Annotated in this window: 22 protein-coding genes; 12 read left to right on the forward strand and 10 right to left on the reverse strand. The window is 71.7% G+C overall.

The genetic code is table 11. The annotated features are described in order from the left end of the window. Positions 1-12: 12 nt before the first annotated feature. Together AWQ68_RS00770 and AWQ68_RS00775 are read left to right on the forward strand one after the other, a co-directional pair. Positions 13-1,383, forward strand: a complete 1,371-nt coding sequence (locus AWQ68_RS00770) for a PTS transporter subunit EIIC (RefSeq protein WP_066932950.1) — start codon at positions 13-15, stop codon at positions 1,381-1,383. A 200-nt stretch (positions 1,384-1,583) separates the two neighbouring features. Next, positions 1,584-2,084 carry an Rv3235 family protein gene (locus AWQ68_RS00775; protein ID WP_066932953.1) on the forward strand — a complete coding sequence of 167 codons (501 nt, stop codon included), beginning with the start codon at positions 1,584-1,586 and terminating at the stop codon, positions 2,082-2,084. Positions 2,085-2,249: 165 nt separating this feature from the next. Here the strand turns inward: AWQ68_RS00775 and secA are convergent, their stop codons facing one another. After that, positions 2,250-5,066: a preprotein translocase subunit SecA gene (gene secA / locus AWQ68_RS00780; RefSeq protein ID WP_066932956.1), complete on the reverse strand. Its 2,817-nt coding sequence runs from the start codon at positions 5,064-5,066 to the stop codon at positions 2,250-2,252. A 205-nt stretch (positions 5,067-5,271) separates the two neighbouring features. On the opposite strand from secA, the gene AWQ68_RS00785 reads away from it, so the two are divergent. Further along, the gene (locus tag AWQ68_RS00785; RefSeq protein ID WP_066932959.1) at positions 5,272-5,547 is read left to right on the forward strand and encodes an HGxxPAAW family protein; all 276 of its coding nucleotides are present in this window, start codon (positions 5,272-5,274) and stop codon (positions 5,545-5,547) included. Positions 5,548-5,606: 59 nt separating this feature from the next. Further along, entirely contained in the window at positions 5,607-6,845 is a 1,239-nt protein-coding gene (locus AWQ68_RS00790; RefSeq protein WP_066932962.1) for a winged helix-turn-helix domain-containing protein, read from the forward strand. Between the two features lie 7 nt (positions 6,846-6,852). Here the strand turns inward: AWQ68_RS00790 and AWQ68_RS00795 are convergent, their stop codons facing one another. The 6 genes from AWQ68_RS00795 to mtrA all read right to left on the reverse strand — a co-directional run bounded on the left by AWQ68_RS00795 (position 6,853) and on the right by mtrA (position 13,994). Further along, positions 6,853-7,533 (reverse strand): response regulator, encoded by a 681-nt coding sequence (locus AWQ68_RS00795; protein ID WP_066932965.1) that lies wholly within the window; start codon positions 7,531-7,533, stop codon positions 6,853-6,855. Between the two features lie 133 nt (positions 7,534-7,666). Beyond that, positions 7,667-8,317, reverse strand: a complete 651-nt coding sequence (hpf, locus tag AWQ68_RS00800) for a ribosome hibernation-promoting factor, HPF/YfiA family (RefSeq protein ID WP_066932968.1) — start codon at positions 8,315-8,317, stop codon at positions 7,667-7,669. 557 nt (positions 8,318-8,874) lie between these two features. Further along, positions 8,875-9,693 carry a ComF family protein gene (locus AWQ68_RS00805; RefSeq protein WP_066932971.1) on the reverse strand — a complete coding sequence of 273 codons (819 nt, stop codon included), beginning with the start codon at positions 9,691-9,693 and terminating at the stop codon, positions 8,875-8,877. 94 nt (positions 9,694-9,787) lie between these two features. Then, complete coding sequence (locus tag AWQ68_RS00810; protein WP_066932974.1) at positions 9,788-11,575, reverse strand: LpqB family beta-propeller domain-containing protein; 1,788 nt, start codon at positions 11,573-11,575, stop codon at positions 9,788-9,790. After that, positions 11,565-13,298, reverse strand: a complete 1,734-nt coding sequence (gene mtrB / locus AWQ68_RS00815) for an MtrAB system histidine kinase MtrB (RefSeq protein WP_066932977.1) — start codon at positions 13,296-13,298, stop codon at positions 11,565-11,567. The genes AWQ68_RS00810 and mtrB overlap by 11 nt, the downstream gene beginning before the upstream one ends. An 18-nt stretch (positions 13,299-13,316) precedes the next feature. Continuing rightward, the gene (mtrA, locus tag AWQ68_RS00820; RefSeq protein ID WP_030509347.1) at positions 13,317-13,994 is read right to left on the reverse strand and encodes an MtrAB system response regulator MtrA; all 678 of its coding nucleotides are present in this window, start codon (positions 13,992-13,994) and stop codon (positions 13,317-13,319) included. 334 nt (positions 13,995-14,328) lie between these two features. On the opposite strand from mtrA, the gene AWQ68_RS00825 reads away from it, so the two are divergent. From AWQ68_RS00825 to AWQ68_RS00845, 5 genes are read left to right on the forward strand one after another with little or no spacing between them, the layout of a single operon-like run. Further along, the gene (locus tag AWQ68_RS00825) at positions 14,329-15,720 is read left to right on the forward strand and encodes a DUF7847 domain-containing protein (protein WP_066932980.1); all 1,392 of its coding nucleotides are present in this window, start codon (positions 14,329-14,331) and stop codon (positions 15,718-15,720) included. Then, entirely contained in the window at positions 15,717-16,388 is a 672-nt protein-coding gene (locus tag AWQ68_RS00830) for a DUF4129 domain-containing protein (protein ID WP_245655687.1), read from the forward strand. Before AWQ68_RS00825 ends, AWQ68_RS00830 begins: the two co-directional genes overlap by 4 nt. After that, positions 16,385-17,554: a DUF4350 domain-containing protein gene (locus tag AWQ68_RS00835; protein ID WP_084463530.1), complete on the forward strand. Its 1,170-nt coding sequence runs from the start codon at positions 16,385-16,387 to the stop codon at positions 17,552-17,554. Before AWQ68_RS00830 ends, AWQ68_RS00835 begins: the two co-directional genes overlap by 4 nt. Next, positions 17,551-18,525, forward strand: a complete 975-nt coding sequence (locus AWQ68_RS00840) for an AAA family ATPase (RefSeq protein WP_066932983.1) — start codon at positions 17,551-17,553, stop codon at positions 18,523-18,525. Before AWQ68_RS00835 ends, AWQ68_RS00840 begins: the two co-directional genes overlap by 4 nt. A gap of 34 nt (positions 18,526-18,559) precedes the next feature. Beyond that, positions 18,560-19,882: a DUF58 domain-containing protein gene (locus AWQ68_RS00845; RefSeq protein ID WP_066932986.1), complete on the forward strand. Its 1,323-nt coding sequence runs from the start codon at positions 18,560-18,562 to the stop codon at positions 19,880-19,882. Positions 19,883-20,210: 328 nt separating this feature from the next. Here AWQ68_RS00845 and AWQ68_RS00850 read toward each other — a convergent pair whose 3' ends face one another. Next, a complete protein-coding gene (locus AWQ68_RS00850; RefSeq protein WP_066934110.1) occupies positions 20,211-21,203 on the reverse strand; it encodes a stage II sporulation protein M in 993 nt (330 codons plus the stop codon). 45 nt (positions 21,204-21,248) lie between these two features. On the opposite strand from AWQ68_RS00850, the gene AWQ68_RS00855 reads away from it, so the two are divergent. Then, positions 21,249-22,193 (forward strand): RDD family protein, encoded by a 945-nt coding sequence (locus AWQ68_RS00855; protein WP_066932988.1) that lies wholly within the window; start codon positions 21,249-21,251, stop codon positions 22,191-22,193. A 231-nt stretch (positions 22,194-22,424) separates the two neighbouring features. On the opposite strand, the gene AWQ68_RS00860 is transcribed toward AWQ68_RS00855, so the two are convergent. Continuing rightward, positions 22,425-23,672 (reverse strand): adenosylhomocysteinase, encoded by a 1,248-nt coding sequence (locus AWQ68_RS00860; protein WP_066932991.1) that lies wholly within the window; start codon positions 23,670-23,672, stop codon positions 22,425-22,427. 51 nt (positions 23,673-23,723) lie between these two features. After that, positions 23,724-25,151 (reverse strand): adenosylhomocysteinase, encoded by a 1,428-nt coding sequence (gene ahcY / locus AWQ68_RS00865; RefSeq protein ID WP_066932993.1) that lies wholly within the window; start codon positions 25,149-25,151, stop codon positions 23,724-23,726. Positions 25,152-25,355: 204 nt separating this feature from the next. Between ahcY and AWQ68_RS00870 the strand changes: the two genes are divergently transcribed. Together AWQ68_RS00870 and AWQ68_RS00875 are read left to right on the forward strand one after the other, a co-directional pair. After that, complete coding sequence (locus AWQ68_RS00870; protein WP_066932996.1) at positions 25,356-25,688, forward strand: MerR family transcriptional regulator; 333 nt, start codon at positions 25,356-25,358, stop codon at positions 25,686-25,688. 77 nt (positions 25,689-25,765) lie between these two features. Further along, positions 25,766-26,986, forward strand: a complete 1,221-nt coding sequence (locus AWQ68_RS00875; protein ID WP_066932999.1) for a sensor histidine kinase — start codon at positions 25,766-25,768, stop codon at positions 26,984-26,986. The last annotated feature ends 4 nt before the right edge of the window (positions 26,987-26,990 follow it).

The raw sequence follows: 26,990 nt of genomic DNA on the forward strand, positions 1-26,990 counted from the left end.
GGAGGAACACCGATGAGTTCACGCTCGGCCGAGACGGGATCGCCCGCCGTTCCGTCCTCGGGATCCGTCGTGATGGGCCTGCTGCAGCGCCTGGGCCGTTCCCTGATGCTGCCGATCGTCGTGCTGCCCGCCGCCGCGATCCTCAAGCGGTTCGGCCAGCCCGACATGCTGGGGTCCAACGGGCCCGCGCCCGGCGGCCTGGCGGACGTGTCGGGGTTCGAGTGGGTCGCCCACGTCGCCACCGTGCTGCTCAACGCCGGCGACGCGCTCTTCGACGCCCTGCCGCTGCTGTTCGCGGTGGGCGTCGCGGTCGGCTTCGCCCGCCGTTCGGACGGCTCGACGGCCGTCGCGGCGCTGGTCGGCTACCTGGTCTTCGACCGGGTGACCAAGGGGCTGTTCTTCCAGGCCCCCGTCGTGGACGCGGTGCACAAGCGGGTCGCGCAGACGGTGGTCGGCGCGGACGGCGTGGCGCGGGACACGATCAACTGGTCCGCGAACAACCCGACCGGGGTGCTCGGCGGCATCGTCATCGGCGTCGTCACGGCGCTGCTGTGGCAGCGGTACTACCGGATCAAGCTGCCCGCCTGGCTGGCCTTCTTCGGCGGCCGGCGGTTCGTCCCGATCGTGACGGCCTTCGCCGGGGTCGTGCTCGGCGTCGTCTTCGGCCTGATCTGGCCGCCGGTCGGCGAGTGGATCAACAGCTTCGGCAAGGTGCTCGCCGACAACAGCGTGGTCGGCGCCGGCGTGTACGGCGTGGCCAACCGCCTGCTCATCCCGCTCGGCCTGCACCACATCATCAACTCGATCGTGTGGTTCCAGGTGCCCGGCTGCTCGAACGCGGCCGGCGCGCAGTTCGCCGGCGACCTGACCTGCTACCTCCAGGGCGCGGACGGCTTCGGCTCGTTCATGACCGGCTTCTTCCCGGTCATGATGTTCGGCCTGCCGGCCGCCGCGGTGGCGATCTGGCGGGCCGCTCCCGCCCACCGGCGTCAGGCCGTCGGCGGCATCATGATCTCCGCGGCGCTGGTCTCCTTCGTCACCGGCATCACCGAGCCGATCGAGTTCGCGTTCATCTTCGTCGCCCCGCTGCTGTTCGTGGTGCACGCCGTACTCACCGGCGTCTCCATGGCGCTCACCGCCTGGCTGGGGGGACGGCTCGGCTTCGGGTTCTCCGCCGGCGCCACCGACGCCCTGCTCAACCTCAGCAAGAGCAACACCCACCAGTTCTGGCTGGTCATGGGCATCGGCGTCGTCTACGCCGTGATCTACTACGCGGTCTTCAGCTTCCTGATCAAGAAGCTGAACTTCATGACACCGGGCCGCGAACCCGAGCCGGACGTCGACTCCGGCGAGAGCGCGGAGCCGGTCCGCACCCGCCTCTGATCCGGTCAGGGCGAAACTCCGCCCGGCATGCGCCGTAATCCGGCGGGCATCGCTCCAACCGCCTGCCGTACCGGCCGGATCTTGCGCGCATAGCGCCACATCACCACCCCTCGGACCGGAAAGTTGGCGGCGTTCGTATCAACCGGCCGGGCCGGAATCTCTAGTAGTCGTCATGTCCGCCGACGAACCCGGGGGTTCCGATGCCCGTACCGACGCCGCGCCCGATCCGCCTGCCGCGGCTCCTACCCGTTCCCGCCGCCGATCCCGCGTACGACGAGGCCCCGACCGGTCGCCTGTCGGCGGACGCGACCGTGCCGGACGACCCGCCCCGGACGTACGGCGCGCTCGCCCTGGCCTCGGGCGGCGGGCCGCTCCTCCACGGGCCGTCCGGCGCGCTGCCCGACGAACGGCGGCTGCGCGGCCTCGGCCGCGCCATGGCGGAGATCCTCTGCGGACGCCGTCCGCCCGCCACCGTGCAGGACCGGCTCAGCGAGCGCGCGTACGGCGAGCTGATCCGGGCGGGGAAGATGATCGACGCGCCACGGCCGCCCATGGTCGGCGCTCCGCACATCCAGCGGCCGGACGACGGCGTGGTGGAGATGTGCCTGCTCATCCACTGCGGCCCGCGCAGCCACGCCCTCGCCCTGCGCCTCGAACGCCGCGGCGTCCAGTGGCTCGTCACCGACTTCGAGACCGCGTGACACCAGGGGACGTGCCACCGCCGGACGGCCCGCTGACGCCGAACCGGCCCGTGCCGGCCGATGCGCGCCGACAGGCGCGGTTCACCGTGCGAGCACGGGCCGTTCCGGCGAGAAAAGGGGAGGCCCCCGCCGTCTCTCCGGCGGGGGCCTCCCCTGACCACGCGGTCAGGCCTCGGCGTTCCTCGGGTCGCCGTGGCACCGCTTGTACTTCTTGCCCGAGCCGCACGGGCACGGGGAGTTGCGCTCCACGTTGCCGTACGCGGCGCGCTGCTCCGGCGTGGAACGGACCCGGCTGACCTCGACGTCGCCGGTCTCGCCGGGCGCCGTGTAGACCATCTCGCTGGGGCGGGCCGGCTGGCGCAGCGCCCTGGCGATGATCGAGCCCGCCTCGGACACGGCGTCCCCGTGCTCATGCTCGTGGTCGTGGTCGTGCTCCTCGACGATCGGGTTCGCCTGAACCTCGACCTCGAGGTTGAACAGGTAGCCGGCCGACTCCTCCTTGATGCCGTCGAGCATCGCGGCGAACATCTCGAAGCCCTCGCGCTGGTATTCCACCAGCGGGTCCTTCTGCGCATAGGCGCGCATGCCGATGCCCTCCTGGAGATAGTCCATCTCGTAGAGGTGCTCGCGCCACTTGCGGTCGATCACCGAGAGGATCACCCGGCGCTCCAGCTCGCGCATCGCCTCGGAGCCGAGCTCCTCCTCGCGCCGCTGGTACGCCTCAAGCGCGTCGGCCTTGATCTTCTCGGCGATGAGCGCGGCGTTCAGGTCCTCGCGGTCGCCGCCGGCCTCCTGCACGAGCTGCTCGACGGTCAGCGAGATCGGGTAGAGCTGACCGAACGCCTTCCACAGCTTGTCGAGGTCCCACTCCTCGGCGAAGCCCTCGGCCGTGGCGGCCTTGACGTAGTCGTCGATCACGTCGGTGACGAAGCCGCGGACCTGCTCGTGCAGGTCGGCGCCCTCAAGCACCCGGCGACGCTCGGCGTAGATCACCTTGCGCTGCCGGTTCATGACCTCGTCGTACTTGAGGACGTTCTTGCGGATCTCGAAGTTCTGCTGCTCGACCTGGTGCTGGGCGGACGCGATCGCCTTCGAGACGATGCCGGACTCGATCGGCACATCGTCGGGGATGTTCAGCCGCGTCATGATCATCTCGACCCGCGCCGAGTTGAACAGCCGCATCAGGTCGTCCTCCAGCGACAGGTAGAACCGGGACTCGCCCGGGTCTCCCTGACGGCCGGAACGGCCGCGGAGCTGGTTGTCGATGCGGCGGGACTCGTGCCGCTCGGTGCCGAGGACGTACAGGCCGCCGAGATCGGTGACCTCCTCGTGCTCGGCCTTGACGGCCTCCTTGGCCTTCTCCAGCGCCTCGGTCCAGGCCTTCTCGTACTCGTCGGGGGTCTCGATCGGAGACAGGCCGCGCTGCTCCAGCTCGAGGGAGGCGCGGAACTCGGGGTTGCCACCGAGCATGATGTCGGTGCCGCGGCCGGCCATGTTGGTCGCGACCGTGACGGCGCCCTTGCGCCCCGCCTCGGCGACGATCGTGGCCTCACGGGCGTGGTTCTTCGCGTTCAGAACCTCGTGCTGCACGCCCTGGCGCTTGAGCATCCGCGACAGCTTCTCGGACTTCTCGACGCTGGTCGTGCCGACCAGGACCGGCTGGCCCCGCTCGAAGCGCTCCTTGATGTCCTCGACGCACGCCTGGAACTTGGCGTCCTCCGTCTTGTAGACGACGTCCGCCTGGTCCTTGCGGACCATCGGCCGGTTCGTCGGGATGGGGACGACGCCCAGCTTGTAGGTCTGGTGGAACTCGTTGGCCTCGGTCGCGGCGGTGCCGGTCATGCCGCCGAGCTTGGCGTAGAGGCGGAAGTAGTTCTGCAGGGTGATGGTGGCGAGGGTCTGGTTCTCGTCCTTGACCTTCACCCCCTCCTTGGCCTCGATGGCCTGGTGCATGCCCTCGTTGTAGCGGCGGCCGTGCAGCACGCGCCCGGTGAACTCGTCGACGATCAGGACCTCGCCGTCGACGACGATGTAGTCCTTGTCCTTCTTGAACAGTTCCTTGGCCTTGAGCGCGTTGTTGAGGAACTGCACCAGGTGGGTGTGCTCGGGCTTGTAGAGGTTGTCGATGCCGAGCCAGTCCTCGACCTTCTCGACACCGGCCTCCAGGACGCCGACCGTGCGCTTCTTCTCGTCGACGACGTAGTCGCCGGTGCTCTCCTCGCCGTCCTTGCCCTCGGCGCCCCGGCGGAGCCTGGGCACGATCTTGGCGAACTCGGCGTACCACTTGCCGGACTGCTCGCCGGGGCCGGAGATGATCAGTGGGGTGCGCGCCTCGTCGATGAGGATCGAGTCCACCTCGTCGACGATCGCGAAGTTGTGGCCGCGCTGGACGCACTCCTCGATGGACCACGCCATGTTGTCGCGGAGGTAGTCGAAGCCGAACTCGTTGTTCGTGCCGTACGTGATGTCGGCGTTGTACTGCTTGCGCCGCTCGTCCGGCGGCATGTTGGCGAGGATGACGCCGACCTCGAGGCCGAGGAAGCGGTGGACGCGGCCCATGGTCTCGGCGTCGCGCTTGGCGAGGTAGTCGTTGACCGTGACGACGTGGACGCCTTTGCCGGAGATCGCGTTCAGGTAGGCGGGGAGAGTACAGGTGAGCGTCTTGCCCTCACCGGTGCGCATCTCGGAGATGTTGCCCATGTGCAGGTTCGCGCCGCCCATGAGCTGCACGTCGTACGGGCGCTGCCCCAGGACCCTGCGCGCGGCCTCCCGGACGGTGGCGAACGCCTCGGGCAGCAGGTCGTCGAGCGACTCGCCGTCGGCGTGGCGCTGCCGGTACTCGTCGGTCAGGGCACGCAGCTCGGCGTCGGACAGGCTCTTGAAGTCTTCTTCAATGGAGTTGACCTGCTCGGCGATTCGCTTGAGCTTGCGCAGAGTCTTGCCCTCGCCGGCGCGAAGGATCTTGTCGAGAATGGCTGCCACTTTTAGTAAAGCTCCTCGCAGGTCTACCCCGGCGGATCCACCGGAGTGTGAGGACGAGACATACTTCCCCGCTGCCATCGTAGGCCGTTCCTCCACCGGACACAGCCACCGTGGAGAGGACGGAGCGGCGTCATTACAACGGCCGAAGCCTCTCAGTCGTTCCCCGGCTCGCATACCGACAAGGCCATCGGGTAGAAAACGTTGTATGGCAGAAAGCGCACATCAGGGCAGTCATGGCGGAAGCCCCAAGTCTTGGCTCGCCGTCATCATCATCGTCGCCGGTTTCACCGTCGGCGGCGTCGGCCTCACTCTTGGCCCGAGTTGGATCACCTTCTGGGTCGGAGCGGGCATCTGCGCGGTCGGCGGCGTGGTCGCCCTCCTCGTCGACATCTTGTCCGATGTGATCATCGACGCTCCGCGGGTGATGCCAGAGCGCGAGCACCACTCCCCCTTCGAGCACCACGAGCTGACCCACCACTGATCCAGCCCTGCACACCGTCGTAAGCGTTTTGTCGGTCACAGCGTCTAACATCGGCCGCTGTGACGGACCTGACAGCAGACGAGGCCCGCAGGATCATCCTCCGGGCCCAGGGTTTCCTCGGCGCCCGCTCCCGGAGTGGCGGAGTGCGCGGCATGCTCCGACGCGTGGGCGCGGTACAACTCGACACCATCTCGGTGCTCGCCCGTTCTCATGAACTCGTCGCGTACGCCCGGCTCGGGGCCATCGGCCGGGCGGCCGCCGAGCGGGCGTACTGGCACGATCCGGCGCAGGCCTTCGAATACTGGTGCCACGCCGCCTGCATCCTTCCCCTCGAACACTGGCCCCTGTACGCGTTCCGCCGCCGCGCCTACCGGGAGCGGCGGTACCGCTGGCACGAGGTGCCGCCCACGATCGACAAGATCCTGGAGCAGGTCCGCCAGGACGGCCCGATCACCACGACCGACATCGGCGGCGCCAAAAACGGTGGCCCCTGGTGGGACTGGTCCGACGCCAAGATCTCGATCGAGTACCTGCTGGACATCGGTGAGGTGGTCTGCACCCGGCGGATCGGCTGGCGGCGCGTCTACGACCTGGCCGAGCGGGCCGTCCCCCGCGAGCTGCTCGATCGGGAGATGACCGACGCGGAGGGCGTGGCCGCGCTCACCGCGATCGCCGGCCGTTCCCTCGGCGTGGCGACGCGGGCCGACCTCGTCGACTTCACCCGGGTCAGGGGCGGGTACGCGGAACTCCTCGACGACGCGCTGGAGAGCGGGGCCGCCGGGCTGGTGCCGGTCCGCGTCTCCGGCTGGCCGGCCGCGCGGTCGCGACGGGGCACGGCGGGTGACGGAGCGGCCAACGCCTGGGCCGATCCGGCCGCCATGGAGAGCGAGCCCCGCGGACGGCACCGCACGACGCTGCTGTCCCCCTTCGACTCGCTCATCTGGGAACGGGCGCGCGCCGAGCGCGTCTTCGGGCTGAACCACCGTCTGGAGGCGTACGTCCCGAAGCACAAGCGCGTGCACGGGTACTTCGCGATGCCGGTGCTGGCCGGCGGGCGGATCGTCGGCCGGGTGGACCCGGCCCGCGAGGGGTCGGTCCTCGTCGCCCGGCAGGTCGGGTTCGAGCCGGGGCTCCGACCGGCCGCGGCCGTCGAGGCGATGCGGGACGCGCTGTGGGAGGCCGCGAGCTGGGTCGGCTGCACGAGCGTCCGTGTCGAGCGCGTCACCTCGCCCGAGCACGAGGGCCCGCTCCGCGCCGCGCTCGCCGCTCAGGCGGAGCCGCCGGACGGTCCCGCCTGAGCCACCGTCAGGTGATCTCCAGCAGGCGCTCCCGGACGGCGTAGACCACCGCCTCCATCCGGGAGTGCAGCTGGAGCTTCTCCAGGATGTTGCGCACGTGGTTCTTGACGGTGTTCTCGGAGATGAACAGGTCCTTGGCGATCTCGCGGTTGTTCATGCCCTTGGCGACCAGCCGGAGCACCTCCATCTCGCGGTCGGTCAGCCGGGGCACCGGGAGCTGCGGCGGCCGTTCGGCCTCCTTGCGGCTCATGTGCTGGAACTCGCTGATCAGCTTGGCCGCCATCGCCGGGTTGATGAGCGACTGGCCCTCGTGGACGCCGCGCACGGCGTCGGGCACCTCATCGAGTTGGACGTCCTTGAGGAGGTAGCCGGTCGCGCCGGCCTTGATCGCGTCGAAGAGGTCCTCCTCCTCGTCGCTCACGGTCAGCATGATGATCCGCGTGCTCGGCACCGACTCCTTGATGCTCCTCGTCGCCCCGATGCCGTCCTGCCGGGGCATCCGGACGTCCATGAGCACCACGTCGGGAAGCAACCGGCCGGCGAGCTCCACCGCCTCCTGGCCGTCGCTCGCCTCGCCGACCACCTCGATGTCGTCCTCGGCCGCCAGCGCGAGCTCCAGGCTGCGGCGGATCAGCGCGTGGTCGTCCACGATGAGGACACGGATCGGCTCACCGCTTCGCTCCCTCACTTCTCCTCCTTGCGGGGGTCAAGGTAGCCGGATCGCCATCATTACACGGCTTCCGGCGCGAGAGAGGATCTTCGTTCGCGGGGGGCGGGCCGGGCCCGTGGATTCCGCGGGGCGCGGAATCCACGGGTGGCTCCTATCGCTCGACCAATCTGAGCACGCCGTAGTTGTAGCCGCGCCGGCGGTAGACGACGCTCGGCTGCCCGCTCTCCTTGTCTCTGAAGAGGAAGAAGTCGTGCCCGACGAGCTCCATCTCGAGCAGAGCCTGGTCGATGGTCATCGGGTCGGCCTCGTGGAACTTCTCCCGGACGACGAGCGGCCCCTCGCCGTCCATCTCGATCTGTACGATCGGTTCCTCATACGCAGTCTGCTGCGGGACCTCGGTCCGGGGCTCAACCTGGGGCGAGGGCTCGGTGACCTCCGGTATGGCCTCGCCCAGTCCGGCGGTGAGGACGCCCACTGAGGGCGGGCAGCTCTTCCCGTGATGGATCTTGCGCCGGTCCGCAAGCTTGCGCATGCGCGCCTCCAGCTTGCCCAGCGCGAGGTCCAGCGCCGCGAAGCGATCGTCCGCCGCGGCCTCGGCGCGGATGGCCGGGCCTCGGGAGCGGACCGTCAGCTCCACGCGTTCCCGCTGATCGCTCATCCGAGGATTCCGCTCCTTGGACACTTCCACGTCCGCCCGGATGAGCCGGTTGTCCAGTCGCTCGATTCTGGCCAGCTTCGTGGTCACGTGCTCACGGAATCGGTCACTCACACCGGTGTGCCGTCCCTTGACGATGATGTCCACGCAAAAGCCCCCCTTCGCATCTCGACTGTGATGGAGAGCGCAACGCGCTCGCGGCACCCGTCCGGCCGACCTGGTCTTCGTCCCCACATCCGCCTGCTGAGGGTTTCGCAGCTCTTTGCCACTAGCGCCCTTCTCTCCTTGCGGGGGACATCTGGACCCCCGGGAAGGCAGGACTTACCTCTAAGCCGCACCGTGATCGGACGACCAAGAGTCGCCTTACGTGGACCGTTTCGCCTGCGGCTGGCATCGGCTAGCAGAACCGGCCCCCTCAAGGGGGTCGATCCGGCGCAACCACGGACCCGAACGGGTGCCATGTCCTGAACGCTAGTCGCTGCCGGGCCGAATGTCAGCCGCGTGTCCCGCCGATTGATCACAGCCGGTGACCTCCAGGGGGATCCGCCCTCCGCGCCACCGGTCCGGCGCGGACGGTTCACCCCTGCCGCACAGGGGTATCAGTGCCCGCTGAACAGGACTTCCTGTCCATCACGGACCAAAGTTGTGGCATCGGACACAGGGCCTGGATCGATCGTTTCTTTACCCTCCGTCAACCGCGTGATCTATGTCTCCCCGGCGTGTCGCGCCGCCGGATTCCGGTCCCTGGCCCGGGTTCTCGGCGTGGCGGCGACGGTGATCGCCAGCGGCACCTCTGCGCCGGCCTCCCGTACGGCGCGGGCCGCCTCCGCGAGGGTCGCGCCGGTGGTGACGATGTCGTCGACCAGCAGGACGGCGCCCACGCGGCCCCCAGAGGGCCGTGCAGTGCCGGTACGGCCGGGGACTACCACGAATGCGTCCCGCAGGTTGGCGGCCCGCTGCGTGGAGCTGAGGCCCGCCTGGTCCGCCACCCGGCGGCCCTGCCGCAGCATCGGCGCGGCGGCGACCGGAAGCCCGCGCCGCCGCAGCAGTTTCGCCGCCCCGGACGTGATCACGCCGACTGGGTCGTGGCCGCGCCTCCGCGACGCGGCGCGGGCGCTGGGCACGGGCACCAGGGCGATCTGGCCGGGCAGCGCGCCCCGAGCCGCGGCCGCGGACCGCCCCGCCGGCCCGCCGCGTTCGGCTCCGACGCGCCCCGTGTCGACGGAGGGACGCCAGGCGTGGGCCGCGAGGGCGCTCTCCGCGACCTCGGCCAGGACCGCCGACAGCAGAGGAGCCAGGGCCGTACGGCCGCGCTCCTTGTAGGCCAGCAGGACACGGCGGGCGGCGCCGTCGTAACAGGTCGCCGACCAGCACTCGGGCAGGTCGGGAGGAGCCGGGTCGGGTGGGCGCGGCGCCGGCTCGCGGAGGATCTCCTCCAGGCAGAGCGGGCAGACAAGCGCGCCGGGCTCGCCGCACCCGGCGCAGCGGGGCGGCAGGACCAGGTCGAGCAGGGCCGCGAGCACCCGCCCACCCTGCCAGGGACCACCGACAGTTCCGGCCCGGCGCTGCTCCCGTTCCGGCCGGTCACGCCCCGGTACAGCCCCCTCAGACCGTCTGTCAGCCGAGGGGGTAGACGGGGGTGCTCGCGCCGTCCTTGGCCTCGGTCACCCACTCGCTCTTCTTGCCGTCCCAGGACAGGACCTCGCCGCCGTCGCCGCCGTCGTCGCTGCCGGCGAGCAAGGAGTCCCCCGCAGCGCTGATGCTGGACACCTGCGCGGCCGACTTGGGCTCCTCGGACCGCCCGTCGGTCACGGAGTACGCGGTGTAGACGCGGCCGCCGCCCTTCTTTCTCTCGGACAGGACGACGACGTGCTGGCCGTCCTTCCAGGCGACGTCGTAGATGCGCTGGCCCTCCTTGGCCTCCACCAGCGTCCGCAGCTCGCCGATCCGCAGGTTGCCCTCGTCCCGGAGGATCGGGCCGGTCCGCACCTCGGGTCCGTGGCCGCTGTCGACGATCATCGCCACACGGGCCCCGTCGCGGGAGACGCGGAGCGCCTCGACGTTGGCCGCGGCGATGTCGGCCGGGATGAGAACCCGCTGCGGCGCCGCGCCGTACGCGGTCCAGACGCGCAGCTCGCCGGGGATGTTCTCGGCCGTCCACACGGCGCCGTACCGGTCCCAGGAGGGTGGGGTGAGGATGCTGCCCTTCGCCCCGCCGATCCACTTGTCCCAGCGGCTGTCCTCGGCCATGGAGGTGACGTAGACGGCGCCGTCGTCGCCGAGCGCGGCCACCTTGGCCTTCCGGTCGGTGCCGGAGATCGCCGGGGAGGAGAAGCCCATGGTCTTCTGGCCCGCCGCGCCCTCGACCACGGGGTCGTCCGCTTCGTGGTCGATCCGGCGCAGCACCCCGCCCCTCATGAAGTAGGCGGGCTGCTCGCCGGTGAGAACGGCGGGATTGAACTCGGGGTAGTTCTGCCACTTGATGCTGCGGCCGTCCCCGGGGAGCGGCTCCCCGTTCACCTGGATCTGGATGCTCTGGCCGGGGATGACCTGGTTGAGCGTCCAGGCGAGCTGCGCACAGACCGCCCTGAACTGGTCGAGCCGGTCGCCGATCACCGCCATCGAGGAGGTGAAGTCGAGGATCACGCTGTCGCCGTCGGCGACGACGCGGATCAGCCGGGTACCCGAAGGGAGGACGTTCCCCACCGCGCCGCGCAGCGACCGGCCGGGGCCGCGCAGCAGCCACCGCACCAGGGTCTCCACCTGGCTCTCGCTCGGATCGATCGGGATGGCGACGTGGTCGGCGATGAGCCACCTGCCGCTGACGTCCGGGTAGTAGACGTCGAACGCCCCGTACGCGCGCTTGACGTCGGCGGACGAGAGGAGCAGCCCCGGCGGCGCGGAGGAGATGCGCCATTCCTGGCCGACCTTGCTGAGCCCGAACGTCACGTCCCGTTCGACGCCGGTGAGCGTGAGGTCCTGGTAGCGCCCCTCGCCGTCGATGGTCGCGGCGACCGTGCCGTGGAAGGTCATGGTGACGCCGTCGCCGTCGTTCTCCTGCTTGGGGCCGGCCCCGTCGAAGACGGTGACACCGCTCGCGGGATCCCACTCGGTGAGCGCGTCGCCGGTGAGGTACTGCCTGGCGATCTTCCAGCCGGGGTCCTCCACGCTCGACATCGCGGCGCGGAAGCCCGCGACGATGTCGCGCGGCTGGGCGCCGGGCCGCGGCGGCGCGGCGATCATCCGCACGTACGGCGCGTTGAGCGGGTCGCTGTTGCTCTCTTCCTTGGCCGGGATGGGGCTCCCGCTGGTCGGGATGATGGCGCACGCCGTCCCGCCGCCCGCGAGCGCGAGCGCGGTGACCGCTGCCGCCGCGTACCTGAGCGGGCCCGACCTAGTCCACATCGAAGACGCCCCCGTCCCCCATCCCCGTGGGCAGCGCGGGCACGTGACCGCGCCAGCTCCGCCGCATCTCGACCTCGGGCGGGACGAGGGGGAGCGGCGACCCCTTCAGCTCCGCCCCCGCCTGACGCGGGAGCGACAGCCGGAACTGGGTCCCCTCCCCCGGCGACCCCCACGCCTGGAGCCAGCCCCCGTGCAGCAGCGCGTCCTCGCGCGAGATGGCCAGGCCGAGCCCCGTGCCCCCGATGGTCCTGGCCCGCGAGGGGTCGGCCCGCCAGAACCGGTCGAAGACCATGTTCTCCTCGCCCGGTTTCAACCCCACGCCGTGGTCGCGTACGGCGACCGCCACGGCGTCCCGGTCGCCGCCAAGCGTGACGACGATGTCCTTGCCCTCGCCGTGCTCGATCGCGTTGAAGAGCAGGTTGCGCAGGATGCGCTCCACCCGGCGGCTGTCCACCTCGGCCATGCAGGGCTCGCTCGGCAGGCGCAGCTCGAAGCGGGTCGCGTGCTGCTCGGCCAGCGCCTCGGAGTCGCCGATCGCGCTCAGCACCACGTCGCGCATGTCCACCGGATCCAGGTCGAGCGTCGCGGCTCCCGCGTCGTACCTGCTGATCTCCAGCAGGTCGGCGAGCATCGACTCGAAGCGTTCGAGCTGGTTCTGCATCAGCTCGGCGGAGCGCCTGGCCGCCGGTTCGAAGTCGTCGCGGCTCTCGTACAGCAGGTCGGCGGCCATCCTGACCGTGGTCAGCGGGGTGCGCAGCTCATGCGACACGTCGGACACGAACTGCCGCTGGACCTGGGACAGCTCCTCAAGCTGGTGGATCTTGACGGCGAGGTTGGACGCCATCTCGTTGAACGACGTGGCCAGCCGGGCCAGGTCGTCCTCGCCGCGCACCTTGAGCCGCTCCTCCAGGCGGCCGGCCGCGAGCCGTTCCGCCGCCTGGCGGGCGAGCCGTACCGGCGTGACGACCTGCCGGGTGACCAGCGAGGCGATGGCGGCGAGCAGCAGCACGAGGACGGCGCCGACGACGATGAGGAGCTGCCTGATGGACGACAGGGTCCGCTCCTCCTCGCCCATCGGGAAGAGGTGGTAGATCTCGTAGACGGTGCCGTTGTACGAGACGACCTTGGCGCCGACCACCATGCCGATCTCGGGGGCCTTGCCGAGGAAGTGCAGCGGGACGCCGATCTGGGCGTAGGGCGGGTCCAGCGGGCCGAGCTTGCGCACCTTGTCGCGCATCTTCTCGGGAACGCTCCGCCAGTCGATGTTGCCGGTCGCCCGGTCCTCGCCCACCGCCGACTCGTTGCGGATGACCACGCTGTAGCGGGAGCCGGCCCGCTCGGCGAGGCTCTTGGCGACCACGTCCACGGGGTTGTCCGAGGAGGTCGCCGCACCGTCCCCGGACGCCTGCTGCTTGCTGGAGTCGCCGGCGAGTGGGGGGTTCTCCAAGTAGCCCGAGATGGTGGTGACGTTCGCGGCGGCCTCGGCGACGGCGACGTTCCTGCGGCCGTCGACCATGGACTTGACGATGGACTGCATCAGGAAGACGCCGAGGACCACGACCACGGTCATCGAGATGACCAGGGTGCTGGTCACCACCTGGAGCTGGAGCGAGCGCCGCCACACGCCGCGGGCCCGGCGCGCGGCGCGCCGGGCCCTCCGGCGGACGCCGCGCGCGATCTGGCGTGGGCTCCTCCGGAGGGGGTGTTTGGCGGGGGCGGGCATCGCGGGTCGGCCGGGAGGCTAGGCGGGGCCGGCCTTGTACCCGACACCGCGGACCGTGACGACGATCTCGGGGTGCTCGGGGTCCTTCTCGATCTTGGCGCGGAGCCGCTGGACGTGCACGTTGACCAGCCGGGTGTCGGCCGCGTGGCGGTAGCCCCAGACCTGCTCCAGCAGGACCTCGCGGGTGAAGACCTGGCGCGGCTTGCGGGCCAGGGCCACCAGCAGGTCGAACTCCAGCGGCGTCAGGTTGATGGTCTCCTCGCCGCGCTTGACCGAGTGTCCGGCGACGTCGATGGTGATGTCCCCGATCTGGAGGATCTCGGGGGTCGGCTCGTCGGTGCGGCGCAGCCGGGCGCGCACCCGGGCGACGAGCTCCTTCGGCTTGAACGGCTTGACGATGTAGTCGTCGGCGCCGGACTCCAGCCCGAGCACGACGTCGATGGTGTCGCTCTTGGCCGTCAGCATGACGATCGGCACGCCGGACTCGGCGCGGATGCGGCGGCACACGTCGATGCCGTCGGCGCCGGGGAGCATCAGGTCGAGAAGGACCAGATCAGGCCGCGTGTCCCGGAATGCGTCGAGCGCCTTGTCGCCGTCGGAGACGAAGGACGGCTCGAATCCCTCCCCGCGCAACACGATGCCGAGCATCTCGGCGAGAGCGGCATCGTCATCGACGACCAGCACGCGTCCTTTCATGGCCCCTCATTCGTTCTACGCAATTTGAGAGATATGGGCGATATCACACGTTCATCGGAAGGCTACCGTGGCGACCGTATGAGCGATACACGACCATGACAAAGGAAGGAGTTTAGGCGCACGGGGCGGAACGCGCGATGATGTGACCAAATGCGGCCAGGGCCGCACCACGTCCTTTGCCCGGCCGAACGGGAATTCCCGCACGGATCCGCGTGCGGAGCCCTTGATCGTTTCGCTATTTCGATCATGGAAGCGGCGTTCACGCGGGCGGGATCGGGCTTTCCCGCGCCGTCTCTCCCTGCCGGGAGGTCGTACATCATGCCAGGATTGGGACATGACAGACGGCCCTGACCACGACGGCCCCGCCCCCGATGTGCCGCCCGGTTGGGCGTCCGACCAGCCTCCGGCGTTCCGGGGAACCCCGGGATCCTCCTGGGCCGCCCCGGGCGGGCCGGGCGGGCCGGGCAAGACGCCGCCGCCTCCTCCCCCGCCCCCGCCGCCGCAGGGCCAGCCGTACGGGCAGTCGCAGTACGGCGGGCAGCCGGGCGGATACGGCTCCTACGGCGCGTACGGCCCGGGGCCGCAGGGGTTCCGGCCGCCGCCGCAGGCGCCCCGGCCGGGGATCGTCCCGCTGCGGCCGCTGGCCCTCGGCGACATCCTCGACGGCACGATCAAGATGGTGCGGTCGCACCCGAAGGCCACCCTCGGCCTGTCGGCGATCGTGGCGGCGATCACCACGCTCCCGGTGTCGGCCGGGCAGGCGATCTACGTGCGTTCCTCGTCGGCGCTGCTCGCCGACCCCGAGGCGGTCGGGACGGCCGACGCGCTGGGCGGGGTGGCCGCGCAGTTCCTCGGCGCGCTGATCTCGATGGCGCTGACGTTCGTGGCGACCACGATCCTGACCGGCATCATGACCCGGGTGCTCGGCCGCGCGGTGTTCGGCGGGAGGATCACCGTCGGCGAGGCCTGGCGGCTGACCAGGCGTCGGCTCCCCGCGCTGTTCGGCCTCGTGGTGCTCGAAGGCCTGGTCCTGATCCTGCCCGTGCTGCTCATCTCCGCCGTGTTCATCGGACTGATCGCGTCCGGAGCCCTGGACCCGACCACGGACTCCTCCGGCGTCCTCGGCTGGGTCGGCCTCCTCATGCTGTGCTTCGTCGCCTACATCGTGTACGCGCTGTTCTTCAGCACCAAGTTCGCGCTGTCGGCGCCGGCGGTCGTGCTGGAGGGGCGCGGCCCGGTGGACGCGATGCGCCGCTCGTGGGGGCTGGTCAGGGGCGACTCGTGGCGGATCTTCGGCATCGTGCTGCTGACCGGGCTGCTCGCCGGGATCATCGGCTCCATCCTGGCCTTCCCGTTCTCACTCGCCGGCACGCTGGTCGGCCTGATGGGCGGCTCGTCGGCGGGGGTGGCCGTGCTGGTCACCCTCCTCACCGCCCTCGGCAGCACGCTGAGCGCGATGATCACCTATCCCTTCCAGGCCGGCGTGAACGGCCTGCTGTACGCCGACCGGCGGATGCGGGCGGAGGCGTTCGACCTCGTGCTGCGCTCGGCCGCGGCGCAGAACCAGACGCAGGGCTGGGTCCACTCCTCGGTGGACGACCTGTGGGACCCGTCCAACGCCGCGGCGGCCGGCGCCGGGGCCTCCGCGTACGGCCCGTACGGCACCGGCCCGGGTCAGGACGGGTGGGGCGGGTACGGCGCGCCTCCGGGCGGTCCCCGGCTGTGACCCTGCCCGCATCCGCGCCGGCCGCGGCCCTGGCGGCGCTCGGCCCTTCCGGCCCCCCGCTGGACCTCGGCCGCGACGAGGCCGGGCAGGAGGCCGCGAAGGAATTACTGCGCTCGGGATACCAGCAGGAGTCCCTGGTCGACCGGTTGTGGCGGCACCTGACGCAGTTCCTCGGCGACCTGTTCGACAGCGCGCCCGGAGGGCAGGCCGGGGGCGTGGTCGCGCTGATCGTCATCGTCGCGGTGATCGTCCTGCTGGCGGCGCTGCTGCTGTGGTCGCTGCGCCGCGTGTCCCGGTCCCGCCGGGCCGTGGAGGAGGGCCTCCTCGGCGGCGGCGTGCGCACGGCCGCCGAGCACCGGGCCGAGGCCGAGCGGCTGGCGGCCGCCGGGAACTGGGCCGAGGCGATCAGGGAGCGGCTCCGGGCGGTCGCCCGCGACCTGGAGGAGCGGGCCGTCCTCACCCCCATGCCGGGCCGTACCGCCGTCGAGCTGGCCGCGGACGCCGGACGGGTGCTGCCCGCCCACGCCGCCGCGCTGACCGCCGCCGCGCGGCTCTTCGACGACGTCACGTACGGCGAGGCCCCGGGCAGCAGAGAAGGCTACGCGAGCGTGGCGGAGCTGGACGGGCGCCTCGCGGCGGCCCGGGTGAGCCTGGGGGCGGACGCGTGAGCGCCGTGACCCCGCCGACGTCGGTCTCCACCTCTCCGACGGCCCGGAGCGTGTGGCGAGGCGGGCGCGGCGTGCTCGTGATCGCGTTGCTGGTGCTCGTGACCGCGATGGTCCCCGTGCTGGTGTCGTCGCCGGACACGCGGGACCGCCCGCTCGATCCGGCCGACTCCTCACTCCTGGGCGGCAAGGCGCTCGCGGAGCTGCTCCGGCGGCACGGCGTGTCCGTCGAGCGGGTGGAGAGCGTCTCCGCGATGGCCGCGAGCGCGGGCCCGGACAGCCAGCTCCTCATCGGTGACACCGTCGCGCTCAGCGCGGACGACGCGCGCGCGATCGCCGCGTCCGGCGGGGACCGGCTGATCGCGGGGCACCAGACGCACCTCGACATCCTGGCCAAGGGCGTGCTCACCGGAAAGGACGTCCGGTCCAGGTCCCGCGAGCCGCAGTGCGCGCTCCCCGAGGCGACCCGCGCGGGCAGCGCCTTCATCGGCGGCGTGTCGTTCACGGTCCCGGAGGGCGCCACCGGCTGCTATCCGGCGGCGGGGCGGCCGACGCTCGTGCGGCACACCGTGGACGGCGCGACCGTCACCGTGGTCGGCGACAGCGCGTTCATGACGAACCAGCGCCTCGGCGAGGACGGCAACGCCGCGCTCGCGCTGAACCTGGCCGGGACGAAGCCCCGGCTGATCTGGCTCACCGCCCCCGAGGAGCCGACGTCCGGCGTGACCGGCACCGGCGGAAACAAGACGCTGGGCGAGCTCATCCCGGACGCCGTACCGTGGGCGATCCTGCAACTGGCCGTCGCGGTGGCCGTGGTCGCCGTGTGGCGAGGACGCCGCCTCGGTCCGGTCGTCGCCGAGCGGCTGCCGGTGGTCGTCCGGGCGTCCGAGACCGTGGAGGGGCGCGGTCGCCTCTACCGGTCGCGGCGGGCGAGGGACCGGGCCGCGCAGGCGCTGCGCGCCGCCGCCATCGACCGGATGGCCCCCCGCCTGGGGCTGCCCCCGACGGCCTCACCCGAGGAGATCGTCGCGGCGGCCGCCGTACGGACCGGGCGGGAGGCGCCGGAGGTGCGCTCCGCGATGTACGGGCCGGCGCCCGCCGACGACGGCGCCCTGGTGGCCCTCGCCGCACAGCTCGACACACTCGAAAGGCAGGTACGGGACTCTTGACCACATCTACACCCGGCTCCCCGGGGGCGGACGCGGCCCGCGAGGCGCTCGCCACGTTGCGCGCCGAGGTCGCCAAGGCGGTGGTGGGACAGGACTCGGTCGTCACCGGGCTGGTGATCGCGCTGCTGTGCCGGGGGCACGTGCTGCTCGAAGGCGTCCCCGGCGTGGCCAAGACGCTGCTGGTCCGCACGCTCGCCGCGACGCTGTCGCTGGACTTCAAGCGGGTGCAGTTCACGCCCGACCTGATGCCCGGCGACGTGACCGGCTCGCTCGTGTACGACGCCAGAACGGCGGAGTTCGAGTTCCGCGAGGGGCCGGTCTTCACCAACCTGCTGCTCGCCGACGAGGTCAACCGGACCCCGCCGAAGACCCAGGCCGCCCTCCTTGAGGCGATGGAGGAGCGCCAGGTCAGCGTGGACGGCGCGGCCCGCAAGCTGCCCGACCCGTTCATCGTGGTGGCGACGCAGAACCCGATCGAGTACGAGGGCACCTACCAGCTTCCCGAGGCCCAGCTCGACCGGTTCCTGCTCAAGCTGACCGTGCCGCTGCCGCCGCGCGAGCAGGAGATCGCCGTGCTGGAGCGGCACGCCCTCGGCTTCGACCCGCGCGACCTCTCGTCGGTCGCCGCCGTCGCGTCCGCCGCCGACCTGGACGCGGGCCGGGAGGCGGTCAAGCAGGTCCACGTGGGCGCGGAGGTGCTCGGCTACATCGTCGATCTGGCCCGCGCCACCCGGAACTCGCCCTCGCTGCAGCTCGGGGTGTCCCCGCGCGGCGCCACGGCGCTGCTGGCCGCCGCCCGGGCCTGGGCCTGGCTGTCCGGCCGCTCGTACGTGACGCCGGACGACGTGAAGGCGCTCGCCCGGCCCGCGCTGCGGCACCGCGTGCAGCTCCGTCCCGAGGCCGAGCTGGAGGGCGCGACCCCGGACGGCGTCCTGGACGGCATCCTCGCCGGCGTCCCCGTCCCCCGCTGATGACGCGCGAAGCGATGAACGGAGGGACGCGGCGGTGGCGCTGACCGGACGTGCGGGCCTGCTCGCGGCGCTGGGCGCGCTCGTGGTGCTGCTGGCGCCCGACCCGTCTGTGGCCGTGCTGGGGCTCGCGTTGCTGCTCGCCGTACTCGTGGCGGTCGACCTGCTGCTCGCCGGCGGTGTGCGCGGGCTGCGCCTCCACCGCGACGGCGAGCGGCTGGTACGGCTCGGCGAGTCGGTCGCGGTGGGACTGGTCGTGGAGAACCCCGGCCGGCGCCGGGTCAGGGGCGTGGTGCGCGACGCGTGGCCTCCGTCGGCGGGGGCGGCGCCGCGTCACCTGAAGCTGGACGTCCCCGCGGGGCAGCGCCGCCGCCTGGTCACCACGCTGACGCCGACGCGCAGGGGCGACCGGGAGGCGGTCACCGTCACCGTACGGTCGGTCGGCCCGCTGGGCCTGGCCGCCCGCCAGGGATCGCACCTGGTCCCGTGGTCGGTGCGGGTGCTGCCGCCGTTCCTCAGCCGCAAGCACCTGCCCGGCAAGCTGGCCCGGCTGCGGGAGCTGGACGGCCGCCACCCGGCGCTCGTCCGGGGCCAGGGCACCGAGTTCGACTCGCTCCGCGAGTACGTGGTCGGCGACGACGTGCGCTCGATCGACTGGCGGGCCAGCGCCCGGCGCAGCGATGTCGTGGTGCGCACATGGCGTCCGGAACGCGACCGGCGGGTGCTGATCGTCCTGGACACGGGCCGTACGTCGGCCGGACGCGTGGGCGTGGCGCCCCACCCCGGGCAGCCGTCCGGCTGGCCCCGGCTGGACTGGTCGATGGACGCCGCGCTGCTGCTCGCCGCCCTCGCGGCGCGGGCGGGCGACCGGGTGGACTTCCTCGCCCACGACCGCACGGTGCGCGCCTGGCTGTCCGGGACGTCCCGAAACGACCTGCTGTCGTCGCTGGTCAACGCGATGGCCCCGATCGAGGCGGAGCTGGTGGAGGCCGACGCTCCGGGGATGGTCTCCGCCGTGCTGGCCAGGGCGAAGCGCCGCTGCCTGGTCGTGCTGCTGACCGACCTGAACGCCGCCGCGATGGAGGAGGGCCTGCTGCCGGTCCTGCCGCGGCTGTCGTCCCGCCACACGGTGCTGGTCGCGGCCGTCGCCGACCCGCGGGTGGCGGACATGGCCTCCGGCCGGGGCACGGCGGAGCTGGTCTACGACGCGGCGGCGGCCGAGCGGCTGCGCGGCGAGCGGCGCTGGATCACCGCCCGGCTGCGCGGGCAGGGGGTCGAGGTGGTGGACGCGCCGCCGGAGGAGCTCGCCCCGGCGCTCGCCGACGCCTACCTGGCACTGAAGGCCGCCGGCCGCCTGTAGTTTTTGCGCTCGCTTCGCTCGCGCGGGCTCGGGGCGCCCTCAGGCGATGTCTTCCCTCGTCACTCGGAGTCGCTGTGCCTATTGGCCTCGCTTCGCTCGGCGGTTCGGGGCGCCCGAAGTCGGCTCGTGCCCTCCTCGCTCGGGGCTCGTCCCTCGCCCGCTCGCTCGTCGGTTACTTCACCGCCGCGCCCCTCACGTCCCTCGCTCCCACTCGTTCCTCAGTCCAGACACCGCCGCGCCCCTCGCGTGACTGTGGGGCGGTTCGAACCAGGACGTCACGCCTGTCACCTGACGGGGACGAGCGGCGTGCCCGCCAGGCGTGCTCCTATTAGGCGGTGGGGGCGAGGTCGGGGGCGTGTTCGATGTCGCCGGTCTCGCCCGCGCGGGCGGCCCGGCGGCCGAACACGGCCACGTAGACCAGGAAGAGGACCTCGGCCAGCACGCCGATGCCGATCCGTGCCCAGGTCGGCAACCCGGAGGGCGTGACGCCCGCCTCGATCAGCCCGGAGACCAGCAGGACGACGACGAGGCCGAGGGCGACGCTCATCACCGCCCGCCCCTGCTCCGCCAGCGCCTCGCCCCGCCGGCGCGGCCCCGGGTCGATGACCGTCCAGCCGAGCCGCAGCCCCACCCCGGCGGCGAGGAACACCGCGGTCAGCTCAAGCAGGCCGTGCGGGAGGATCAGCCCCCAGAACACGTCCGCCTTGTCGTACGCCGTCATCAGCCCGCCGATGAGGCCCACGTTGGCGGCGTTCTGCCACAGGATGTACGGGATCGGCAGCCCGAGGAGGACGGCCGAGATGATGACCTGCGCCGACACCCAGGCGTTGTTGACCCACACCTGGCCGGCGAACGAGGTGGCCGGGTTCTCCGAGTAGTAGTCGGCGAAGTCGTGGTCGACCAGCCGCCTGATCTCCTCGGGCGTGCCGACGGCCGCCTGCACGTCGGGGTTGCCCGCCACCCAGGCGCCCATCACGTACGCGACCACGAGCGAGGCCAGGGCGGCCCCGAGCCACCAGCGCCGGGCGCGGTAGGCGACGACGGGGAACGAGACGGTGAAGAACCGGACCGCCTCCCGCCAGGCGGGCGTGTGCGCCCCGGTCACGGCCGAGCGGGCCCGCGCCACCAGCGAGGAGAGCCGGCCGACCAGGACGGCGTCGGTCGAGGCCGAACGGACGACGGACAGGTGGGTCGCGACCCGCTGGTACAGCTCGACGAGCTCGTCCACCTCGGGCCCGGCGAGCCGGCGACGGCGCCGTACCAGGTCCTCCAGCCGGTCCCAGGTGGGCCGGTGGGCCGCGACGAACGCATCGATGTCCACGGTGGGCACTCTATCGATCGCTAATGCCCCAGTAGGGTGCGGTATGTGGCCGATGTTGTGACCGGCGAGGCCGTCGTCGTCGAGGTGCGGATCGCGCAGCTCCCCACGCGGGGCGTCGCGCTCCTCATCGACTGGGTCGTGCAGTGGGCCGCCCTCATCGTGATGTACATCCTGCTGGGCAGCGCGTCGCTGGTCACGGACACGGCCATGACGGCGGGGCTGATGATCCTGCTGACGGTGCTCGTGCTGGTGGGCTACCCCGTCGCCTTCGAGACCGCGAGCAGGGGGCGCAGCCTCGGCAAGCTGGCGATGGGCCTGCGCGTGGTCGGCGACGACGGCGGGCCCGAGCGGTTCCGGCAGGCGCTGTTCCGGGGGCTCGCGGGCTTCCTGGAGTTCTGGATGTTCTTCGGCGCGCCCGCGCTCATCACGTCGCTGGTCAACCAGCGGGGCAAGCGGCTGGGAGACGTCTTCGCGGGCACGATCGTCATCTCCGAGCGCGGGCCGCGCCAGGAGCCGCCGCCGGAGATGCCGCCGGGGCTCGCGCCGTGGGCCGCCTCGCTGGAGCTGTCGCAGCTCACCGGCGAGCTGGCCGACACGGCCCGGCAGTACCTGAGCCGGTGGTACCAGCTCGGCCCCGACGTACGGCACCAGATGGGCGTCCGGATCGCGGGCCAGGTGTCCGCCGTGGTCGCTCCCCCGCCGCCGCCCGGCCTGCCGCCGCACACCTATCTCGCCGCCGTGCTGGCGGAGCGACGCCGCCGCGAGGAACTGCGCCTCACCCGGGCCAGGGCCGCGGCGCCGTCCTTCGGAGGCGCGTACGGCGCGGCTCCGCACGCGGGCGCGCCCTACGGCGGGTCCCCGTACGCAGGCGCTCCTCACAGCGGCACATACGGCGGCGCTCCCCGGGGCGGCCCGCCGGCTCCCGTGACCCCGCCCCCGCCTTCGGATCCCGCCGGTCCCACCCCGGGGGGATTCGTCCCGCCAAATTGAGGTGTAGAAGCCGCAAAGCAGGGCACATGTGACGACCTGCGGGTTATGGGGGCATGCCCGCAAGGGGGCAGGGTGGAGGCGGCCGGCCGCAGAGGGACAGAGTCGGCCGGCCGCCTCCATCCGACTGAGCCGCCTCCATCCGACTAACAAGGCTCAGGAGCCCGCACGGCAGGAGTCGCGGGGTGACGCGACGGCTCGCCCGAAGGTGTTCGAAACCCCGTACGTCCGTACTCAGGAGCCGGCGCGCCAGGAGTGCAGGTAGTCCTCCTGCTCGGCGGTCAGCGCGTCGATCGCGATGCCGGTCGCCGCGAGCTTGAGCCTGGCCACCTCGGCGTCGATGTCGGCGGGCACGTCGTACACGCCGGGCGGCAGCCGGTCCGCCTCGCCGGCGAGCCAGGCGACGGCCAGGGCCTCGGCGGAGAACGACATGTCCATGACGGCGGCCGGGTGTCCCTCGGCGGCGGTCAGGTTGACGAGGCGGCCCTCGGCGAGCAGGAGAAGCCGCCTGCCGTCCGCCAGGACGTACTCGTCCACGTTGGGGCGCACCCCGTAGTTCACTGAATCGGCCAGCGCCTCCAGGGCGCGGACGTCGATCTCGACGTCGAAGTGGCCCGCGTTGGCCAGGATGACGCCGTCCTTCATCGCGGCCAGGTGCTCGCCGCGGACGACGTCGCGGTTGCCGGTGACGGTGACGAACACGTCGCCCACCTCGGCGGCCCGCCCCATCGGGAGCACCTCGTAGCCCTGGAGCGCCGCGTCGAGCCCCTTCACCGGGTCGATCTCAGTGACGATCACCCGCGCGCCGAGCCCCTTGGCCCGCTCGGCCACGCCGCGCCCGCAGAACCCGAAGCCGGCGACGACGACGGTCCGCCCGGCGAGCAGCGCGTTCGTGGCGCGCATGATGCCGTCGAGGGTGGACTGCCCGGTGCCGTACCGGTTGTCGAACATCCGCTTGGTGCGGGTGTCGTTGACCGCGACGACGGGAAACCTCAGCGCACCCTCGGCGGCCATCTGGCGCAACCGGATGATCCCGGTCGTGGTCGCCTCACAGCCGCCGCGCACGGCGAGCTCCGAGCGCTGGGTGTGCAGGATGTTGACCAGGTCGCCCCCGTCGTCGAGCACGATGTCCGGGGGGACGTCCAGCGTCTGGTGGATGTGCCGGTAGTAGGTCTCCATGTCCACCCCGGCCCGGGCGCGTACGGCGATGCCGTACCCGCCGAGGGCGGCGGCGACGTCGTCCTGCGTGGACAGCGGGTTGGAGGCGGCCAGCGCGATCTCCGCGCCGCCCGCCCGGAGCGCGCCCATCAGGACGGCGGTCTCCGCCGTCACGTGCAGGCAGGCGGCGACGCGCAGGCCGTCCAGCGGCCGCTCGTCGGCGAAGCGCGCGGCGATCGCGGTGAGCACCGGCATCGACCGCCGCGCCCACCCGATGCGCCGCTCGCCCGCCTCGATCAGGTCGGTCAGCTCGCGCGCCGTCATCGTCGTCCCCGCCCGCCGGTCATCTCGCCCGGGTCCGGCCGGTGTGCTCGATCAGTAGCGGTAGTGGTCCGGCTTGTACGGCCCCTCGACGTCGACGCCGATGTACTCCGCCTGCTTCTTGGTCAGCGTGGTCAGCTTGACGCCGAGCGCGTCGAGGTGGAGCCGGGCCACCTTCTCGTCCAGGTGCTTGGGCAGCACGTAGACGCCGACCGGGTACTGCTCGGTCTTGGTGAACAGCTCGATCTGGGCGATCACCTGGTTGGTGAAGGAGTTCGACATCACGAAGGACGGGTGGCCCGTCGCGCAGCCCAGGTTCATCAGGCGGCCCTCGGCCAGCACGATGATCGAGTGGCCGTCGGGGAAGACCCACTCGTCGACCTGCGGCTTGATGTTGTTCTTCACGATGCCCGGGATGCGGGACAGCCCGGCCATGTCGATCTCGTTGTCGAAGTGGCCGATGTTGGACACGATCGCCTGGTGCTTCATCTGCGACATGTGCTCGGCGGTGATGATGCCGAAGTTGCCGGTCGTCGAGACGAAGATGTCCGCGATGCCGACGACGTCCTCCAGCGTGGTCACCTGGAAGCCGTCCATGGCCGCCTGCAGCGCGCAGATCGGGTCGATCTCGGTGACGATCACGCGGGCGCCCTGGCCGCGCAGCGCGTCGGCGCAGCCCTTGCCCACGTCGCCGTAGCCGCAGACCACGGCCACCTTGCCGCCGATCAGCACGTCGGTGGCGCGGTTGAGGCCGTCGATGACAGAGTGGCGGCAGCCGTACTTGTTGTCGAACTTCGACTTCGTGACGGAGTCGTTGACGTTGATCGCCGGGAAGAGGAGCCCGCCCGCCTTGTGCATCTCGTACAGGCGGTGCACGCCGGTGGTGGTCTCCTCGGTGACGCCCTTGATCTCCTCGGCGATCCGGGTCCACCGCTTGTCGTCGGAGACCGTACGGCGCAGCGTCTCCAGGATGACGCCCCACTCCTCGGGGTCGTCCTCACCGGCGACCGGCACGGCGCCGGCCTCCTCGAACTCGGCGCCCTTGTGGACGAGGAGCGTGGCGTCGCCGCCGTCGTCGAGGATCATGTTCGGGCCGGAGCCGTCGGGCCACATGAGCGCCTGCTCGGTGCACCACCAGTACTCCTCCAGGGTCTCGCCCTTCCAGGCGAAGACCGGCACACCGGAGGGGTTGTCGACCGTGCCCTCGGGGCCGACGACGACCGCGGCGGCGGCGTGGTCCTGGGTCGAGAAGATGTTGCAGCTCACCCAGCGGACGTCCGCGCCGAGCGCGACCAGCGTCTCGATGAGCACGGCGGTCTGGATCGTCATGTGCAGCGAGCCCATGATCTTCGCACCCTTGAGCGGCTGCGCGGCGGCGTACTCCCTGCGGGTCGCCATCAGCCCGGGCATCTCGTGCTCGGCGAGTCGGATCTCCTTGCGGCCGAACTCCGCAAGTGAAAGGTCGGCGACCTTGAAGTCCATGTCGTGTGTCCCTCCGGTATCGGTCGCCTGCGAGTTTAGGCGTCCCGTCCGGCACGACGCACGCCGGGACGCGCAAACCTGACACAAGAATGTAAGGTTCACGCCTCCGGGGCTGCCAAAGGGCCGCCGCGGTGTCTACCGTTGCCAGGGGGACGTCACGCGACAGGCGTCGGCGGCAGGACGGGGAACGGAGCGGGGAGCCCGATGCGGATCACGGAGGCGGCCAGGCGGCTCGGCATGTCGCCTCGCATGCTGCGGTACAGGGAGGCGCTGGGACTCCTGCCGCCCGTCCGCGACCAGGGCGCGCACCGCAGGTTCGGCCCGGAGGAGCTGGCGGCCGTCGGCCAGGCCCTGGAGCTGGAGCGCCGTTTCGACGTCTCCCCCGCCGAGCTGGCCTTCGCCCTCCGGGCGCTGTCCGAACCCGCGGTCGCCCAGGCCGTACGGGACCTGGGGGTGCGGATCGGCCGCATCCAGGCCCCGCGCCGGGCGCTGGACTTCGAGAAGGAGAAGGCCCTGCGCCTGCTCAGGGGCCGGTGAGCGGCCGGTGACTCAGCGGGCGAGTTCACTCGAAAGAGTGACGACGCCATACTCGGACATCCACGACAATTCCCGACATGAATCTCACGGCGAAGCTCGACAAGGTTGAGCGGCAGGTGGCGGATCTCGATCTCCGGAGGATCATCGAGTCCCCTCTCCTCGACATCGTCATCGGTGTCGGCCTCTTCCTCCTCGCGCTGGACCGGCTCGGGGCCTTCCGCGGCTACCTCAGCACCCTCCAGGTGCTCGCGGCCGGGCTCGCCACCCTGCCGCACATCCTGCGCCGTCGCATGCCCCTCGTCGTCGTGGCGCTGACCGCCCTGGGAGCGCTCGGCCTGGTGTACCTCGGAGGCGGCAACCTCTTCGGCCTGTCCGCCCCTGTCTACGCGTCGGGGCTGCTGTCCGCCTACACGGTCTTCCGTCAGGTGAGCCGGGGGGCCTCCTGGCTCCTCTGCGGTGTCGCGATCGTCCTCGCCGGCTTCCTGGTCTTCTGGTCCTTCTGGAACCGCTTCCCCTTCGCGATGGCCCTTACGTGGGGAAAGGGCATCGGCCAGGTGCCGGCCAGCGCCGTGCCTTTCATCCTGACCGCGGCGGCGGCGCTGGCCGCGGCGGCCTTCCTCGCCGATGTACGGCGCAGCCGGACCGAGGTACGGCAGGCCCAGGCCGACAATGTGGAGGCACTGCGCGAGCAGGCCGCCATGGGCGAGCGGGCCAGGATCGCCCGCGAGATGCACGACGTCGTGGCTCACTCGATCTCGCTGATCGCGGTACGGGCCGAGGCGGCGCCGTACACGCTCAAGGACCTTCCCGATCCGGTCAGGACCGAGTTCGCCGAGATCGCCACGTCGGCGCGGGAGACGCTGGGCGAGATGCGCAGGCTGCTCGGCGTGCTGCGGGCCGACAGCGGCGCGGAGACCGTGCTCGCTCCACAACCGGGGCTGGAGCGAGTACGCGAGCTCATCGAGGGACACGGCGGCGAGGTGGACCTCGACATCGTCGGCGAGGAGCGGCCGCTGCCGCAGGCGGTGGACGTGTCGGCCTACCGCATCGTCCAGGAGTGCCTGGCCAACGCCCGCGCCCACGCCTCGGGCTCACGGGTGTCCGTCGAACTGGCCTACCAGCCGAACCTCCTCTCCATCCGAGTGACCGACGACGGCCCCGGCCCCGGCCAGGACGCCTCGGGCGGGCACGGGCTGATCGGGATGCGGGAGCGCGCCCTCGCACTGGGCGGCTGGTTCAGCGCCGAGCGCGGCCCGAACGGCGGCTTCCTCGTCCGGGCGGGCCTCCCGACCGAATGACCAC

The sequence above is a fragment of the Microtetraspora fusca genome (assembly GCF_001570365.1).
GTDB lineage: Bacteria > Actinomycetota > Actinomycetes > Streptosporangiales > Streptosporangiaceae > Microtetraspora > Microtetraspora fusca.

Excerpts from the sequence above, each read along its gene's own strand:
- ahcY (WP_066932993.1), bottom strand. The coding sequence starts at position 25,151 with ATGGACTTCAAGGTCGCCGACCTTTCACTTGCGGAGTTCGGCCGCAAG.
- AWQ68_RS00825 (WP_066932980.1), top strand. The coding sequence starts at position 14,329 with ATGACAGACGGCCCTGACCACGACGGCCCCGCCCCCGATGTGCCGCCC.
- AWQ68_RS00775 (WP_066932953.1), top strand. The coding sequence starts at position 1,584 with ATGCCCGTACCGACGCCGCGCCCGATCCGCCTGCCGCGGCTCCTACCC.
- mtrB (WP_066932977.1), bottom strand. The coding sequence starts at position 13,298 with ATGCCCGCCCCCGCCAAACACCCCCTCCGGAGGAGCCCACGCCAGATC.
- AWQ68_RS00810 (WP_066932974.1), bottom strand. The coding sequence starts at position 11,575 with ATGTGGACTAGGTCGGGCCCGCTCAGGTACGCGGCGGCAGCGGTCACC.
- AWQ68_RS00770 (WP_066932950.1), top strand. The coding sequence starts at position 13 with ATGAGTTCACGCTCGGCCGAGACGGGATCGCCCGCCGTTCCGTCCTCG.
- mtrA (WP_030509347.1), bottom strand. The coding sequence starts at position 13,994 with ATGAAAGGACGCGTGCTGGTCGTCGATGACGATGCCGCTCTCGCCGAG.
- AWQ68_RS00785 (WP_066932959.1), top strand. The coding sequence starts at position 5,272 with ATGGCAGAAAGCGCACATCAGGGCAGTCATGGCGGAAGCCCCAAGTCT.
- AWQ68_RS00870 (WP_066932996.1), top strand. The coding sequence starts at position 25,356 with ATGCGGATCACGGAGGCGGCCAGGCGGCTCGGCATGTCGCCTCGCATG.
- AWQ68_RS00860 (WP_066932991.1), bottom strand. The coding sequence starts at position 23,672 with ATGACGGCGCGCGAGCTGACCGACCTGATCGAGGCGGGCGAGCGGCGC.
- AWQ68_RS00875 (WP_066932999.1), top strand. The coding sequence starts at position 25,766 with ATGAATCTCACGGCGAAGCTCGACAAGGTTGAGCGGCAGGTGGCGGAT.